Consider the following 15,545-nt stretch of genomic DNA (forward strand, 5'->3'; position numbering starts at 1 on the left):
AGCACGAAATGCTTCGGCCTGTTGGTGAGCCGGCGAAGTGTCGATCGTGACGCCGCGAGCCCAATCGTCATGGCTAGCGGTGACGACAGAGACATTGTCGATGGCCAATTCGTAGATTCCCGGTGCAAGATTGGCGATCGTCAGCGAGTCACGAAAATGATGCAGCTGCGGCGGCAGGTCTTTGTCGGTAGGTGGTGGCAACGTCGGGGCAATCAACTCGGTGGCTCGAAACGTCAATCCCGCGTCGGTGCGAGCCGTATCGGAAACCGCAAGCCCATTGGCCTGTACCGTCAAATCCGCCGCGTCGAGGGAGATTCGCCATGGTGGTTGCGGCGAAGCAAGATCGTCTTGGACGAGGCCACGGAATAGGTAATGACTCAGTGCCCAGTACCCATACGAATTCAAATGGATGCCGTTAGTCGTGAAATTGGGACCGATCGGCTCGTCCATCAAATAACGCGAAGTTTGATAGAGATCGACAAAGGGAACCTGAGCGGCGATGGCCACTTCGCTCATCGCTTGGCTGTATGCCGATAGCTCTCGGTCGCGTTGCTCGTGCCGAGGCGTCAATTTTCCAAGCGGTTCGTTGGCAATCGGCGACACCAGGACCAAACGCACTTGAGATTTACCGTTGTACGTTTTGCCCTCGAGTGATTTGATCCATGCATCGACGGCGGCTTGAAACGATTGCACCCCCTCTTCGCCTGCAAAGGATTCTCCCATCCCAAAACAGGCGATGATCACATCGGTACGATGTGCCGACAATGTTTCTTCTTCAGCGGGAAAATTGGTCGGTCGATCACGCGCGTTCAGCATGTCGCCACCCCAACCCAGGTTGCGAATCGAGACCGGATTGTCTGGCCAACGCTGCAGCAACATCGTTTCAAGATAGCCGTGGATTCGCAATTGATCCGCAAACGTGTTGCCAACAATCGCAATACGATCCCCCGGTCGAATGGGCGATTCAGACGGAAGCGGCGATTCGGCTGAAACCGTCGAAACGGCCACGGCCCAAAACAAAAGCACGATGATGGAATGAGGTTTTCTAATCATGGTTGTCAGCGTTTTTCGATCGAGATGCATTACTTCTTCGGCTTTTTATCTTGTCGCTGGATTTCCCAAGTCGAAATCGTTTCATCGGCTTGCGGAAGCGGTCGATCCACGGCCCAACAGGCAGCGTTGATCAGCATGCGGACAAACGATTCTTCGGCAAAGTCACCGGGATGACCGAAGGAGGTTCCAAATACCTTTCCGCCCCATTCGTTCTGCCACGCCCAGGCGACGGTATCGGTTTCATTCTCTTGAACCTGGACGACACTAAACGATTTCTTCAGCTCACGACGTCGGCCTTTGCCGCTGCCATTGACCAACGGAACGACACCCTCTTCGAAACGCGTCAGATAGAGCGTCCCCGGCGATGTCCAATTCGACTTTGATACATTGGTCATGATCGGGTGCTGTCGTGATTCTTCGATCACACTGATTTCGGTCTCGCTGGATTGATGCACGATGTAAGGCGTCCCAAGCACGCGGCGACCAAAGTCGTCGTTCCAATGGGACCGCGGATGGGCCGCGGGATATTTGAAAGAATGGTTGGCGGTCCGCAGCCCGATGATGGGTTTGCCCGATTTCACGTAGTCTTCGATCGGCTGCCACTCGTCATCAGGCAACTGCAGAAAACGCATAAAGAAGATTGCCAAATCAGCATCAGCCAACGCCTCGATACCGGGCAGAACATTGTCGCGTTTCTTTTCTGGATCGCCTTTGCCCATTACCACCGTCGTGCGAAATCCAAATCGCTCGAGTTCCTCGGCAAGCAGCGGCATGCTGAGTTCCGGCGAATAGTGCAGCGTCCCGACGACAAGAACGGCATGCGGCTTCTCGGCAATGGCCGGAGCTGCGGTGAGCCCGTGAAATGCGACGATGAACATCGCCATGGTCCATTGCCACGAGGTCCGCCACCGCAATGCATTTGCGTTGACCACAGACGCACTCGAGAAGTAAGGCCGAAATCGTTGATTTTTCATTGACTTGCGAGCTCCAGGTCGTGGTTGATGCGGGATGCGGTGAGGGCCTCTTTCGATGAGAACGGCTGAACTACTGAGTCACTCGGATTTCATCCAAATGAACGCCAAGCAGTCGTTGGGCAATCGGGTCCAATGCGTCTTCGCTGCCCTGCAGATGCAACGTTTGTTGCACATGGGTCATCGTTTCACCCGGCTTCAACGCGGCTGCCGGTGACGAGGTTTCCAATTCGTAGAATGGCCCAAGCGGTGGTTCGCCGGGAGCAGGCGATCCGTCGTTGTAGGCATTGATGACGTCACCCTTGAACGGTTCCTTCTGCATTTCCCACATCGAATTGACGAAACCGTTGGGTGCGTCTTGGACGTTGTAGGTGACGATCGTCAAAACGTGCCCTTCGGCATCGTAGCTGCCTGCGATTCCCAATGATCGCTCTGGTGTGATGCCGATCTTGCCGCGACGCGTGCCATCCCCTTTGAAGAACAAAACGTCGTCATCGACCTTCAAATATTCCGGCGGCACTTTTCCAAAATAGGTGTCGTTGACTTTGGGGCCAAGCTCGGCGGCGTCACCGGGTTTGAAAGGGATCACGATCGTTGTTTTCGGCGATGGGTTGTACATCCCCAAGATCCAAATCGACGGCATGCCGGTCTGCTTCGTCCACGCGTTTTCGCCTCGATTGGTCAGCCGATTGTCGGTCTCGTAGCCAACATACTTGATCGATTCGTCGATCGAATCTGTTTCTAAAACCTTGGCAATGGCGGCTTGATCGAGCAGACGCACCGATCGTTCGATCCCCATCACGAATTGCGTTCCGCTGAAATTAGTCAGTTTGCAATTTCGTTTGAATTTGGCGGTCGTGCTCGATTGTTGGACGAGTTCGAACGGTTCGGTGTCGATCGCTGCAGGAGTCCTCCAATCCGAAAATTCGAACTTGCTGCCCGGTTTGAAGAACAATGCAAATTGGCCTCCTTCGGGACCGAGCCAAAATCGTTCTTCGCCACCGAAGATGTAGATGTGTTCTTCGAGTTTGCCTTTGCGTTCCTCCTCCGAAAGCAATCCTTTCTCGATCACCTTGCGGTTGATCCAACCAAAGCTGACTCCGTTTTCGCGATCGACCGTGCTGGTCATCACACGTCCCTGATACGCCGGAGCCACGGCGACTGCGGCCTCGCCGTTGGTCAACGTGATGATGTCGGTGTGCTGCTTCAGAAACGAGAGGTCTTCACGAAATCCGTTGGTCACTTGATTTGATTCTTGTGCTAACACAGTAGGGCTCTGACTGAAAGAAATGACGGAACAGAACATCCCCAACAACCATGGGCTCAAACGTCTCATCTTGGGTCTCATCTTTCTACGGAGGGATTTACAGGAGGGATATTCGCGTCTCGGTTGCCGGATCGGCTTTAAAGGTCCTGTGGCGAGACGACACGGCCGAGACGAAGCGAGGATCGCAAAGACCGGGCGCCAAGAGGGCATTATGATCCATTATATTGCCGATAGGATCATGATTTGCGACCTTAGGTTAATGTTTTGCGACATTAACCAAGCCAATTCGGCTCGCCAGCTAGCAAAACCGATGTGATTTCGAACCCGCAAGGTTCGAAGTTGGTCGTCCTCGACGTCGCTTCCAAAAAGAGAATCGCCGAGCCCGCAGCGGAAGCTCGATGCCGTCTACATTGGCACGAGATAGGGGCCTTCTATAGCGGAGCGGCGCGAGCCGCGCGGTTGCGGCGAGTTAAACGTTCGATATTGACCGGGCGGCTCGCGCTGCACCGCTATTAAAGTAGATGGCATTGGCCTCTAGGCTCTGTCTGAAAACCGTAGCGGAAGTCGGCAAGACTTTCGGCAGCATGGCATAACCCAGTGATAAATCGAAATTCTTCACGAATTCCGCTACCAGGTTTTCGCCTCTGATGCGTTCTCAGACAGTGCCTAGCCGCGGGTAGCGTTTCGTCGACGTCCGTTCATCGGGTCGAGCTCGCCCCAATAGCCGCCGATGATGTGCGGATAACGTCCGGGAGTGACGTGGTAGTGAGGTCCGCGGTCGGCATCTTCGTGAAGGTTGAAATCGTTGAGCGGATTCGCTCGGTCGTCTTTCGCCAACACGCCTGCCGCTTCGTAAGGTCCGTAGACGGGGAAACCGTCGAACGCAAAACCGATGACGGTCGAGTGTCCGTGCCCCTCATCGCTCCATGGCGTTTTCACGCAAACCGGATACTTGTGATAGTGATATTGCTGCTGCGGGCTGGGGTGACCACAGCAACGGTCTAATCGCCAAACCGCATCGGTTTCAAAGATATGGTCGAATGGATTGAAGAAGATCACCCCATTGGTCGCCACCCCGATCGGTCCCATCGGCAGTGCTTGGTTTGAATTTTTTTCGTCCATCGCAAATGCGTTGGGATCGACTTTGGGCTGAAGTGGCAAGTAGTGTGTGTTGGCTTGTTCTTTGATGTACGACGGGTTGCCGTCGAGCATCCGCCAACGATCGGGAAACGTCGCGGTGGGGTGATTGGGCAAGTTGCGGCTGCGGATCACGATGTGAGTGTCCGTGACATTGATGATGACCGCGTACGGTTTGAATACGTCCTTGGTCACTTCGTTGCCATCGAAATCCAAGTAGCCCGCTCGCAACCATGAACTCATGTTGCCGGCAAACGGGGCTACGAACTGATCGGTTTTATAAAGCAGTTGATCGTCGTTGGTGTAATCGAATTGCTTTGGCACCGTGCGATCGCCCCCTTTGGGATCGAAGTACCATCGTCCACCAAGTGACACCAGTGATTTTGGATCGGGTTGCGGAAATTCGTCGGCCGTCGCTTTGGCCGGTTGGTAGCTCGCCGGTGCATCGATCGGTTCGAGATTCATTGAATTGATCCAGAACTCGGTGCGTTTGCCTTCACCTTTGCCGGAGGCAAAACCAACGCTTAGCTTGAGCGAATCGACTTCGGCGAACGGAGTGCGGAAATCCATGGCGTAAGTTCGCCACGTCGCGTGGCCAAGACTTTCGTTAGTGGCTTCGTCTCGAAAATCCTTTCGTTCACGCAACACCTGCGGGTAAATGCATTCTTTGATCAGATCCAACGAGTCGCCGTTTTTCTGCAGGAATTCGACCTTCAAGTACAAGTCGTCTTGATCGACTTGGAAATTGTCTTGGGCGAGCCCCGAGATATAGAAACGGTACCAGCGTTGGTCGGCTGTGACTTGCGAGGATTCCAACGTCGCTTCACCCGCGATCACGCCATCGCCGTTTCGGTCTTCGGCCGAAAACAGCCGCACGCCCGAGCCGTTGGATTCGACGTGACGATTGCCTAGCACGCCATAGGCCGCATCACCACGCAGTTCTGCACGAGCGAGCAATTCACCTTCTTGCGGCAAAGTGATGGTGGCATTGGTTTCCGTGTTGTTATTCTCGGCGACATGCAACTCGCCATTGGACGCCGCCGGTTCATCGTTGCGAACATGCTGTTGAAACAGCGTCAATTGGTCTAGCAAATCTGCGGCAACCTTCCCCTGACGACTGGCTAGATTGGTTGATTCCGCGGTATCGGAGCGAAGGTTGTACAGTTCAATCGCACCGCTGGTGGGTTGGATGAGTTTCCAATCGCCGCGAATGATCGCGTGGTCGTTTTCAGCGACGACAACGGTGCGATCGACTTGTGTTCCGTTTTTGAGACTCGCCCACAGATTCACTCCGTCCAGCGGCTTTTGGTTTTGCAGCTTCACATTGGTCGCGGCAGCCAGCGTCGGCAGCAGGTCGTGGATTGCAAAGAGCTGCTTGCTTTGGGTTCCCGGCCTCAACACGCCCGGCAATCGAATGATGCACGGGACATGGATGCCTCCTTCGAGGACCTCTCGTTTCTGACCCCGAAACGGGGCGTTGGTTCCGATTCGAACCGCTCCGTTGTCGGACGCGAAAACGACAATCGTTTCGTCGCGAATCGTTTGGTCGTCGATCGCTTTCAGAATCCGACCGACGCCTTGATCCAACGAGTCGATCATGGCTGCGTAGGTGGCGTCGCGCTGATTCAAACGTCCTTGATATTTCGCGATCAGATGCTCGGGTGCTTGGAATGGATTGTGCGGGGCGCTGAACGAGACGACCATGCAAAACGGTTTGCGTTTATCGCGTGACCGGATCTGCTGGGCAGCTTCTTCCGAAAGCAGATCGGTGGCGTAGCCTTGTTCGTTGACCGTTTTCCCGTTGCGTTGCCAATCGAGTTTCCCTCGACCCGTGGTGTGCTGGAAATAGTCGACCGATGCATCCATGAATCCGTAGAAATGATCAAACCCACGCTGGTTCGGATGAGCACCGGGTTGGTTGGAACCGCCCAAATGCCATTTGCCAATCAAGCTGGTTTGGTAGCCGGCAGCTTTAAAATCGGCGGTGATCAGTCGTTCGTCGACGGGCAGCCCCGCGTCGCGATCACGGACCGGCCCGGTGATTCCGTAGCGGTGCGGGAAACGCCCGGTCAACATCGCGGCCCGCGCGGGGCTGCATGCGGGATAGGCGTAAAAGCGATCCAGCTGGACCCCTTCGGCCGCCAATTGGTCGATGTTCGGGGTCTCAGCCGTGCCCCCATGAAAGCCCACATCGCCCCACCCGAGATCATCGGCCAACAGGACGACGACATTGTGCTGAGCCATCACGACGGACGACTGCCAAGCGATCACGAAGCCAACGAACGCAACGAGTAGGTGTTGACCAAGGCCGAGCCGTTTTCCAACGGTCGCTTTTCGTCGGGGCGGGGTTAGAATTGGAAGTGCCATTGGATTTTCGCTGTTGAGAGACGTGGGATTGGTTCTTACTGTTGCGTTTTGTAGCGACGCTCGCCAGAGCGTCGATGGTTGCCGCGACATTGTGAGTCACCACTAATTTTGCGTAGCGGAAGTCGTCAAGACTTTCGTTTGATTGACGTATGTCTCGCCGAAACTCTTGACGAGTTCCGCTACCAGAAAATGCTTCACAGTGTTGGCCCAAGCGGCTACCGAGCCTTCGCTCTACCAGCTTAAAACCCGATTATCCCAGCCAATCTACTCGCTTTGTTGAGATTTTGTGATTGAAGATTTAGAGCAGTCGTTGCGACGCGGAGAGGTGACGCATTTTTCCGATGCGTTTGCGCTCCATCGCGAGCGTCTGTGGCAAATCATTCACTTCCGTTTGAACGACCAAGTTCGTGCTCGCGTCGACGCCGACGACGTGGTTCAGGAAGTTTACTTGGATGCGGAAAAGAGGCTGTCGCATTTCCTCAGCGGTGATTTTCCGTCGTTTTTCCTGTGGCTACGGCTCGTTGCTCAACAGACACTCAGCCGCGTCCATCGTCGTCATCTGGCCACCGAATCCAGATCGACATTGCGAGAGTCGGGGGCGAGTTTCGGCAGCGATTGGGGGAAAACATCCGCGTGCCTTTCGCAGCGATTCGTCGCCCATTTGACTTCGCCCAGTCAAGCGGCGGTGAAAAAGGAATTGATCGCGGAAGTGAGAAATTCGCTCGAGACAATGAACGAGATCGACCGCGAAGTGGTCGCGCTTCGCCACTTCGAAGAATTGACCAATCAAGAGGTTGCGATCGAGCTGGGGATTTCCCCCAAGGCAGCCAGCATTCGCTACGTCCGGGCGCTAGAACGTCTAAGAAACGTGCTGGAACGGATGTGATGGCTGCTTGGTTTTTCATCTCAACTTATCAGTAGCGAAACTCGCCAAGAGTATTGGCCCCGCAAAATGAAGAAAGCAGTGCAGATTACCTGTAGAAATTCCGGCGTCGTGGGGTTCACTGTATTATCCCGCTCGCAATACTCCACTTCCCCGGACTCAATGATGAAACGATTTGTACTGCTTTCCGTCTCCTGCGCGATGCTGCTTTCTCTCGGTAATTCGCTTGCTCTGGCTCAAACACCGGGTGGACGCGGCGGTCGTGGGGGGCAATCAGGCGGAGGCATGCGGGGACCACAAGGCGGGACACAGCAGACGCCGCCACTGTTGCGGATTTTTGATGCGGACAACGATGGCGAACTATCGGCTGCCGAAATTGATGCCGCCGCAGTCGCGTTGCGCAAGCTAGACCGAAATCGGGATGGACGTTTGACCGCCGAAGAATTGCGACCAAATGGTCCTGGTGCCCCGGGCGGTCCCGCCGGCCAGCGTGGTGGCGAGAGAGGCGGCGCGGGCGGGCCTGGTGGACGCCAAGGTGGTCCCGGACAACAAGGTCCTGGTGGTCGTGGGCAGGGAGGACCAGATGGCGGCAGTGGCGGACGCGGCGGTGATTCCGCTCAAAGTGACGAAGCATTTGCAAACCAAATCTTGGCGTTTGACGTCAACACCGACGGGTTGCTCAGCCTATCGGAACTGCCCGAGCACATGCACGATGCATTTGCGATCGCTGATGCAGACAAAAATGGTACGCTGGACCAGAGTGAACGTTTGGTGCTGGCGTCACAGTTTCGCCGCAACCGACTTCAACCTGGATCCGAAAACCTCGAAATGAAAAACCGTCCCACGCAAGGTCGCCGTGGCGGCGGAAACTGATGCTCGTATGATCCATTCCGAAATCGCCGATCCTGATAACTGCGACGACGACAACGACATCTATGCCATCGTCGATGTGTTGGCCAGCGATTTCATTGCCCGATATCGAAACGGCGATCGCCCCACGATCGAAGAGTACGCGATCCGCCATCCGGAATTGAGCGAGCCGATTCGCCGCGTCTTTCCGCTCGCGTTGTCGGTCGAAAAGGTCAAAGTGGACGAGCAAGCCGAGCAAGACGGCAGCGCGACGCTGGCGGGCCGATTGATCGAGCAGCTTGGTGACTTTCGACTTGTTCGCGAAATCGGTCGCGGTGGTATGGGGATTGTGTACGAGGCGATGCAAGAGTCGCTGACGCGGACAGTTGCCATCAAGGTGTTGCCCAAGCAGAGCTTGCTCGACGACGAGGCACTCGCGCGGTTCCAACACGAAGCCATGACCGCGGCCGCCATGCATCACTCGAACATCGTGCCCATCTTTGGGACCGGAGAAACCGATGGCACGCATTACTTGGTGATGCAATTGGTTCGAGGCGAATCGATCGACAAACGGATCGCCGCGAGTGGAACCGAGGCGTTCGGCTTTCGAGAGACCGCGCAAATCGGTCGGCAAATCGCAGACGCATTGGCCTATTCCCACGCCAACGGAGTCTTGCATCGCGACATCAAACCTGCCAACGTCTTGATCGACGAAAACGGGACCGCACAAGTCACCGATTTCGGACTCGCTCGAAACACACGCGATGATCCCACTATGACTCGCGCGCTCAGTGGCAGTCCGCGATACATGGCACCGGAACGATTCCGCGGCCAATCCGACGCGCGTTGTGATATCTATGCACTCGGTTTGACGCTCTATGAAATGGTCGCCGGCGTTCCCGCCTTCAGCGAATCCGACCCGCACCTATTGATGGAATCGGTTCTCCAGCATCGCATCAAGCCACTCAGTAGCCTACGCGGCGACATCCCGCTTGACCTGCAAACCATCAACGACAAAGCGATCAGTCATGAACCGGCGCATCGTTATCAAACGGCGGCGGAGCTGCGAGATGATTTGGATCGCTATCTGGCCGACGAACCGATCCACGCACGCCGCACTTCCGCCGCAGCACGATTGTTTCGCTGGTGTCGGCGAAACCCGAAGATGGCGACGGCCACGACGGTCGCCGCCGCTTCGCTCGTACTCGCAACGCTGGCGTCGACCGGCGGTTGGTGGATGACCTACGCAGCGAATCGGCGGACTAACACCGCGCTGCGTCAATCCGAGCAAACGGTGGACCTCGCGCTTCAATCGCTTGACGGGGTTGTCGACATGGTTTCGGTGCCGGCGTCTAGCATCAGCGATGTCGGTTTCGACGAAACCGCCGCGACCACCTACTCGCTGAATCCGTCGCCGCATACGGCGGACGTTCTGCAAAGCATCCAACCACTCTACGAACGACTCTCTCAGCAATCGCCAACCCGGCCCGATATCGTCAAGCAAATGATCCGCGCCACGATCCGGCTGGCGTTGATCCAGCGGCAACTCGGCCACACGTCCGACGCGATCGAGTCGCTCGAGCATGGCATCGATGTGCTCCGGACCCGCGGCGCGACCGCGGGTTTATCGAATGAGCAGAGCCGATCCTTAATGGCTCGATTGCAGAATGAACTGGGGGACGTTTTTGCGGTGGAGCTCCGGTTTGATGAGTCCGAACAAGCCTTTGAATCAGCCTTGTCCGCAGCGAGTGGACTTGCCACGAGCAACACCGAAGCGATGCTGCAAGTCGCACGTGCTCACGTCGGCCTCGGCGATGCACCGCCACAGCGAATGCGGATTGAGTCTCAGGGAAACAAGCCGCCACGGGAGCGTAGGATGCACCTGAGGACGGCGGACGAGTTGCTTGATACGCTGCACGAAACTGGTAACAGCACCAGTTCCGTCGTAACGCTGCGTGCCCGAGTTCGGCTGGCACAATCACGGATCGAAAAACGGCCCGCGGCGAAACGGGCGCGATTTGAGAGCGCCATTGAAATCCTCCGGCAACAACTGGAGGTTTCGCCCAACGATACCACGGTGCGATACACGTTGGTCGAAGCCTTGGCAGCGGTGAATTTGCGGCGCGAAGTCCAAACGAGGCTGCAGCGATCCGAAGCGGCAACACGGCTCGGTGAAGCTCTGGCGGAGCTGCAAACCTTGCAACAACAGTTTCCCAACACACCGATCTTCGTCGTATCGGAAGTCCACATTCGTCATAAAATGTTCAACTTGGCGCGAACGGACAAGGATTTCGACGAAGCGAATCATCAGTTGCAAAAGGCGTTGGCGATGCAGTCCACGTTAGTCAACGCAGCACCCGAGAATCTTTCCCATCGGTGCTGGCGAGCGTTATTGTATCGGTCGCTTGCGGAAGTTCACAATTTGCAAGGCAACCAGGAGGCGGCTGGCGAAGCGATCGCAAACGCCGCCGCAGACATCAACGCAATCGCTCCTGCCGACCGCGACCATCCGTTCGTCGTCCAGACGCAGCAGATCATCGAAGCCCTATCGAGTCCATGACGCGGCTGTCCGTAGCAACCGATCATCCGCAAAGACGCGTGTCATCACGCCGGGATCGGCGGCGTAAGCAGGTAGGCAGAGATCATCGGCGGTTTCAACCGTAGTGGAGCTTGCTAAAGCTCCTCGTTTCACGAGTCGGGAAGAATCTTCAGCAAGATCCATTATCTCAAAATCAAAGACTGACAAAGCCCTGTTACCGTTTGAACGCTCCGGTCACGGATACCCCTTCCGCGTTTTATTTTTCTGTCCATCATTTTTTTGCCTACCCTTCAGCAGAGTCCTCTCCCCTCGAGACTCGCTAAGATCGCCTCGCACACCGTACACTCGTATTCCGCTAATGACGTCGTTCGCGCCGGGTGTAAGGACAGAAACATTGGTGCGACAGAAAGATTAAAAACAGGGAAACTCAACCGTTGATCTTGTGGTGATCCAAGCTAACCGCTTCAACTTGTTCCGCAGTCGCTGCAACGTTGCAAATCGATGGTAGGTGTCACAACGGTCAACCCAAGGTTGGGCAGAAAGATGGAGGGGGCAGGAAAATGTTTGAGCCCAAGTGCAATGCCGCTTCACTCAACACCAATGTCTCGCACTTGGCAGGTGAAGAAAGGTTAAAAGATAGAAGGTTAGACAATGGAGGAAACGACGAACGTTGGGGCTCGGGTCACGGGTACCCACCATCGTCTTATCTTCCTGTCCCACATTTTCCTGTAAACTCGTCAGCATGCCTGCGACTGAACGGAATTCGTGGGACTCGCTACGCGCAACGTATACCGTTTACTGTCAAGTTTCGATTTCCCTGCACCGGATGTGAGGACAGAAAGATGGGTGCGACAGAAAGATTAAAAGCAAGTGAACTGAACGGTCGATCTTACGGTGATCCGAGCTCACCGTTTCAACTTGTCGCTCAGTCGCTGCAAAGGCGCAAATTGATGACAAACGTCACTCCATGCAACCCAAGGTTGGGCAGGAAAATGGAGGAGGGCAGAAAAATGTTTGAGCCCAATGGCAATGCCGCTTCATTCAACACCAATGTCTCGCACTTGGTAGGTGAAGAAAGGTTAAAAGATGAAAGGTTAGAAAATGGGGGAAGCGACGAACGCGGGGGCTCGGGTCACGGGTACCCACCATCGTCTTATCTTCCTGTCCCACATTTTCCTGTAAACCCGTCAGCATGCCTACGACCGAACGGCAATCGTGGGACTCGCTACGCGCTACGTTTATCGTTGGCCAAGCGTCGTCGCGGTACACAACATTTCTCTGCACCGGATGTAACGACAGAAAGATTAACAGCAGGGAAATGTTCGCGTCTAAGTGCTATGCCGCTCAATTACTTCACGCCGTGGCCTTGCGGCCACGGCAGCGGGTGTATCGGCCTCTGGCCTGAGCCGGACGCTCTCGTATAGCACCGGGTGCCCTCATCGATCAATGAGAGTGTGGGTGCGAGTGGTCGTGGTCATGGTAGTGTTGACGCAGCAGGTCTTTGCCGTAGTCGTTTCCGTTGGGCGTGCGGATCACGGCGTGAATGTGGTCGCGTGTAGGCTCGGCGGTACGAAATGGGGCTACTCGTCGCTGATGGTCGAACTCGATCAAGATCACCGGGCTGTGGACTCGATAGTAGTAAACGCTCTGGTCGGTCGTTCCGCCAATCCAGGCAAAGTAGGTTTCATCAAGGTGCTCTTCGACCTCCGACATGCGAACCTTTGCGTGACCTGGACGCATGTTGCCGACGTATTCTTCGATCAAATTGAGTAGCCCGCTCTTCTGCTGGTCGCTGAGTTCTGATCCAGCGATGCCGGCGTAATCAAGGACGACGTTGTCCTTGTACGCTTCGGTTAGATTATTGTTGCCATCCTTGTTCTGCATCACGATCGCCTTGGACCGCTGGTCGTCCGTCAAACTCTGAATGAACTCAAGGCCCTTGTTCTGTTCGTCTTGCATGACGATCGTGCCTTTGAATTTTCCGCCCTTGGCTTCGATCGGTTCCGAGCCCATGAAGACGGGGCTCATCACGACTTGGTCGCCCAACACGAAATAGTTGATGACGAGGTGGTGTCCGTCGAGTTGCCAACCCCACGGTTCGGTCTTGGAGGGTTCGCCCATGATCGTGACCCAGTACAGCCACTCTCCGTATTCGTCAAAGTTGTTGGCGAGTTCGGCCAGCGTGCCGTTGAGCTTCATGATGTCTTTGGTTTTCTTGAGCCCCTTGGCACTCAGACTTTGCCCAATCATTTCAAAAGCCAGCTTTCGCTGCGCTTCGGACATTTCGTCAAAGCCAACGCCTTGGCGTGGCGATCGGTGCCGGTTGTCCCACTGACGCCACTCGGAATCGTCCACGGAAAAGACCGTCCGTTTGCGTTGATCGTCATTCAATCCGGCCAAGAATGCGTCGGCCGCCTCGCGAACCGGCGCGGTGGACACGCCAGTGGACTTGATTGAAAACAGGTCACGTTGGATACCTTCGGACGTGACGATTCCGACGAACGGTTCGTCGACCACGGGTGCGCGACCAGGCCGACCGCCCGGACGCTGTGAATAAACAACGACACAGGTGCCCATTAGCAAGATGGCGGAAGCGGCAATCCATCGGTGATGTCTTATCATTGGTTTCTCAGTGGTTGGTGGGAGGATTCTCGAGATTTTTTCCGGTATCAGGGGGCGCTACTGACAGATCTTACGCATATTAACGTAGTCGATCCAGCGAGTGGTTCCCGGATCGTGAAAATCACGGTCGCCCTATTCGCTGATGTTTCTCTTTATTCTCATCCATTTAATTGAACTCGATCCGCCTTTATTTCCGATCTCTTCGCGTCACAAGACCATTAGCCTAAGCTGTTGCCATGCAAATCTGCTCCCTTCTTACCGTTGTTACATGGGTCCTGACCGCGAGCGTCGGCAATGCGGCTTGGCCTGAGTTCCTGGGGCCTGGCGGACAAGCCCGGTCGTCCGATACGGTGCCAACGACCTGGAGCGAAACCGAGAACCTGCTTTGGAAAGTCGGTCTGCCCGGATCCGGTTCGTCGAGTCCGATCGTCGTGGGCGACCAAGTGATTGTCACGTGTTACGTCAGCGGGTCGGAAGCGAAACGTCAAGTCATCAGTTTCGACAAAACAAATGGCCAGCAGAATTGGGCTGTCGATTTTTCGATCGATTATCGCGAAGACCGATACCAGGGCTACATCACCGAACATGGGTACGCCAGTAACACCCCAGTGACCGACGGCGAAAACGTTTACGTTTTCCTCGGCAAAGGAGGCGTGCATTCGATCAGTCTAGATGGCAAGAAAAATTGGAGCTTCGATGTCGGCAAAGGATCGAGCAATCGCCAATGGGGATCCGCATCGAGTCTTGTGCTGTTTGAAAACAGCGTCATCGTGAACGCGGCCGAAGAGTCGCGAGCGATCATCGCGTTGGACAAAGCCACGGGCAAACAAATCTGGCGTCAAGATGCCGACATGTTGGAACTGACCTACGGTACGCCGCGTATCGTAACGCTGCCAAACAGCGAACCGGAGTTGGTGATCAGCGTTCCTGGCGAGATTTGGTCGATGAATCCTCGGACGGGAAAACTGCGGTGGTATTGTGAGTCGCCGATGACCGGCAACGTCACGCCGTCGGTGATTGTCGATGGTGACACGGTCTACAGTTTTGGCGGCTATCGAGCCTCGGGCAGTATCGCCGTCAAGCTTGGCGGCAAGGACGACGTCACCGACTCGCATGTTCAGTGGACAAATCGTTCCAGTTCCTATGTTGCCACACCGCTGTTGCAGGAAGGACGTTTGTATTGGATCGATGATCGAGGCATTGCCTACTGTACATCGGCCAAAGACGGAGAAGTGATCTACAAATCACGAGTGGATAATCTAGAAAGCGGTCGCCCCGTCTACGCGTCACCGGTGTTGATCGGCAAGAACATTTACGTCGTGACTCGCCGCAGCGGAACGATTGTTTACGCTCCGAGTGACGAATTTAAACCGGTCTCGCAAAACAAGTTCGCTGGCGATGACACCGACTTCAATGCTTCGCCCGCCGTAAGCGAAGGCAAGCTGTATCTACGCAGTAACCAGTCGCTGTACTGTGTTGGAACCCCGTAGGACTATCGCAGCGATAATTGACGTAGCGGAGTCACCTCTCTCAAACTTCGCTCAGGCGAGGGACATGCGGTATGTCACCTCTCCCAAACTTGTTTGGGAGAGGTCGAGCAGAGCCTTCAGCGAATGCTCGGGTGAGGGCTGTCCGAGCAATCTCAATCGAACCATGCTTCAAGGATGCCCACCGCGGCCCTCACCCGGACGAGGCCTTGAGGGGCCCGTCCGACCTCTCCCGTGCTTCGCTCGGCGGAATGTGTCAACGACAGTGAGACAACTTTTTGATAGTTGTTAGGTGCTGCATCCCGCGTGCTCAGGGGCCAGCCCCCGAACCCCCGGGATTTTTTCAGGCATGACTCGGGTGTTCAAAGAG

Annotated in this window: 9 protein-coding genes; 4 read left to right on the forward strand and 5 right to left on the reverse strand. The window is 55.5% G+C overall.

Annotated features, from left to right (window positions below):
- The 4 genes from ABX962_RS13035 to ABX962_RS13050 form a co-directional block, all read right to left on the reverse strand.
- On the reverse strand, positions 1–1,053 hold a 1,053-nt coding region (locus ABX962_RS13035), incomplete at its 3' end, for an SGNH/GDSL hydrolase family protein (RefSeq protein ID WP_372720043.1).
- Between the two features lie 29 nt (positions 1,054–1,082).
- Positions 1,083–2,027 carry a ThuA domain-containing protein gene (locus ABX962_RS13040; protein WP_372720045.1) on the reverse strand — a complete coding sequence of 315 codons (945 nt, stop codon included), beginning with the start codon at positions 2,025–2,027 and terminating at the stop codon, positions 1,083–1,085.
- A gap of 70 nt (positions 2,028–2,097) precedes the next feature.
- The gene (locus ABX962_RS13045; RefSeq protein WP_372720059.1) at positions 2,098–3,330 is read right to left on the reverse strand and encodes a DUF6786 family protein; all 1,233 of its coding nucleotides are present in this window, start codon (positions 3,328–3,330) and stop codon (positions 2,098–2,100) included.
- Positions 3,331–3,957: 627 nt separating this feature from the next.
- A complete protein-coding gene (locus tag ABX962_RS13050) occupies positions 3,958–6,795 on the reverse strand; it encodes a sulfatase-like hydrolase/transferase (protein ID WP_372720047.1) in 2,838 nt (945 codons plus the stop codon).
- Between the two features lie 286 nt (positions 6,796–7,081).
- Here ABX962_RS13050 and ABX962_RS13055 point away from each other — a divergent pair, with 286 nt between their 5' ends.
- From ABX962_RS13055 to ABX962_RS13065, 3 genes are all read left to right on the forward strand, one after another.
- Positions 7,082–7,681, forward strand: coding sequence for a sigma-70 family RNA polymerase sigma factor (locus tag ABX962_RS13055; RefSeq protein WP_372720049.1), 600 nt, complete (start codon positions 7,082–7,084; stop codon positions 7,679–7,681).
- A 159-nt stretch (positions 7,682–7,840) separates the two neighbouring features.
- A complete protein-coding gene (locus ABX962_RS13060; protein WP_372720051.1) occupies positions 7,841–8,551 on the forward strand; it encodes a hypothetical protein in 711 nt (236 codons plus the stop codon).
- 7 nt (positions 8,552–8,558) lie between these two features.
- Positions 8,559–11,087, forward strand: a complete 2,529-nt coding sequence (locus ABX962_RS13065; RefSeq protein WP_372720053.1) for a protein kinase — start codon at positions 8,559–8,561, stop codon at positions 11,085–11,087.
- 1,422 nt (positions 11,088–12,509) lie between these two features.
- Here the strand turns inward: ABX962_RS13065 and ABX962_RS13070 are convergent.
- Positions 12,510–13,688, reverse strand: a complete 1,179-nt coding sequence (locus ABX962_RS13070; protein ID WP_372720055.1) for a DUF3500 domain-containing protein — start codon at positions 13,686–13,688, stop codon at positions 12,510–12,512.
- Positions 13,689–13,924: 236 nt separating this feature from the next.
- Here ABX962_RS13070 and ABX962_RS13075 point away from each other — a divergent pair, with 236 nt between their 5' ends.
- Positions 13,925–15,178 (forward strand): PQQ-binding-like beta-propeller repeat protein, encoded by a 1,254-nt coding sequence (locus ABX962_RS13075; RefSeq protein ID WP_372720057.1) that lies wholly within the window; start codon positions 13,925–13,927, stop codon positions 15,176–15,178.
- Positions 15,179–15,545: the final 367 nt, after the last annotated feature.

The sequence above is a fragment of the Novipirellula sp. genome, assembly GCF_041583735.1.
GTDB lineage: Bacteria > Planctomycetota > Planctomycetia > Pirellulales > Pirellulaceae > Novipirellula.

Excerpts from the sequence above, each read along its gene's own strand:
- ABX962_RS13075 (WP_372720057.1), top strand. The coding sequence starts at position 13,925 with ATGCAAATCTGCTCCCTTCTTACCGTTGTTACATGGGTCCTGACCGCG.
- ABX962_RS13040 (WP_372720045.1), bottom strand. The coding sequence starts at position 2,027 with ATGAAAAATCAACGATTTCGGCCTTACTTCTCGAGTGCGTCTGTGGTC.
- ABX962_RS13050 (WP_372720047.1), bottom strand. The coding sequence starts at position 6,795 with ATGGCACTTCCAATTCTAACCCCGCCCCGACGAAAAGCGACCGTTGGA.
- ABX962_RS13045 (WP_372720059.1), bottom strand. The coding sequence starts at position 3,330 with ATGTTCTGTTCCGTCATTTCTTTCAGTCAGAGCCCTACTGTGTTAGCA.
- ABX962_RS13070 (WP_372720055.1), bottom strand. The coding sequence starts at position 13,688 with ATGATAAGACATCACCGATGGATTGCCGCTTCCGCCATCTTGCTAATG.
- ABX962_RS13065 (WP_372720053.1), top strand. The coding sequence starts at position 8,559 with ATGATCCATTCCGAAATCGCCGATCCTGATAACTGCGACGACGACAAC.
- ABX962_RS13060 (WP_372720051.1), top strand. The coding sequence starts at position 7,841 with ATGATGAAACGATTTGTACTGCTTTCCGTCTCCTGCGCGATGCTGCTT.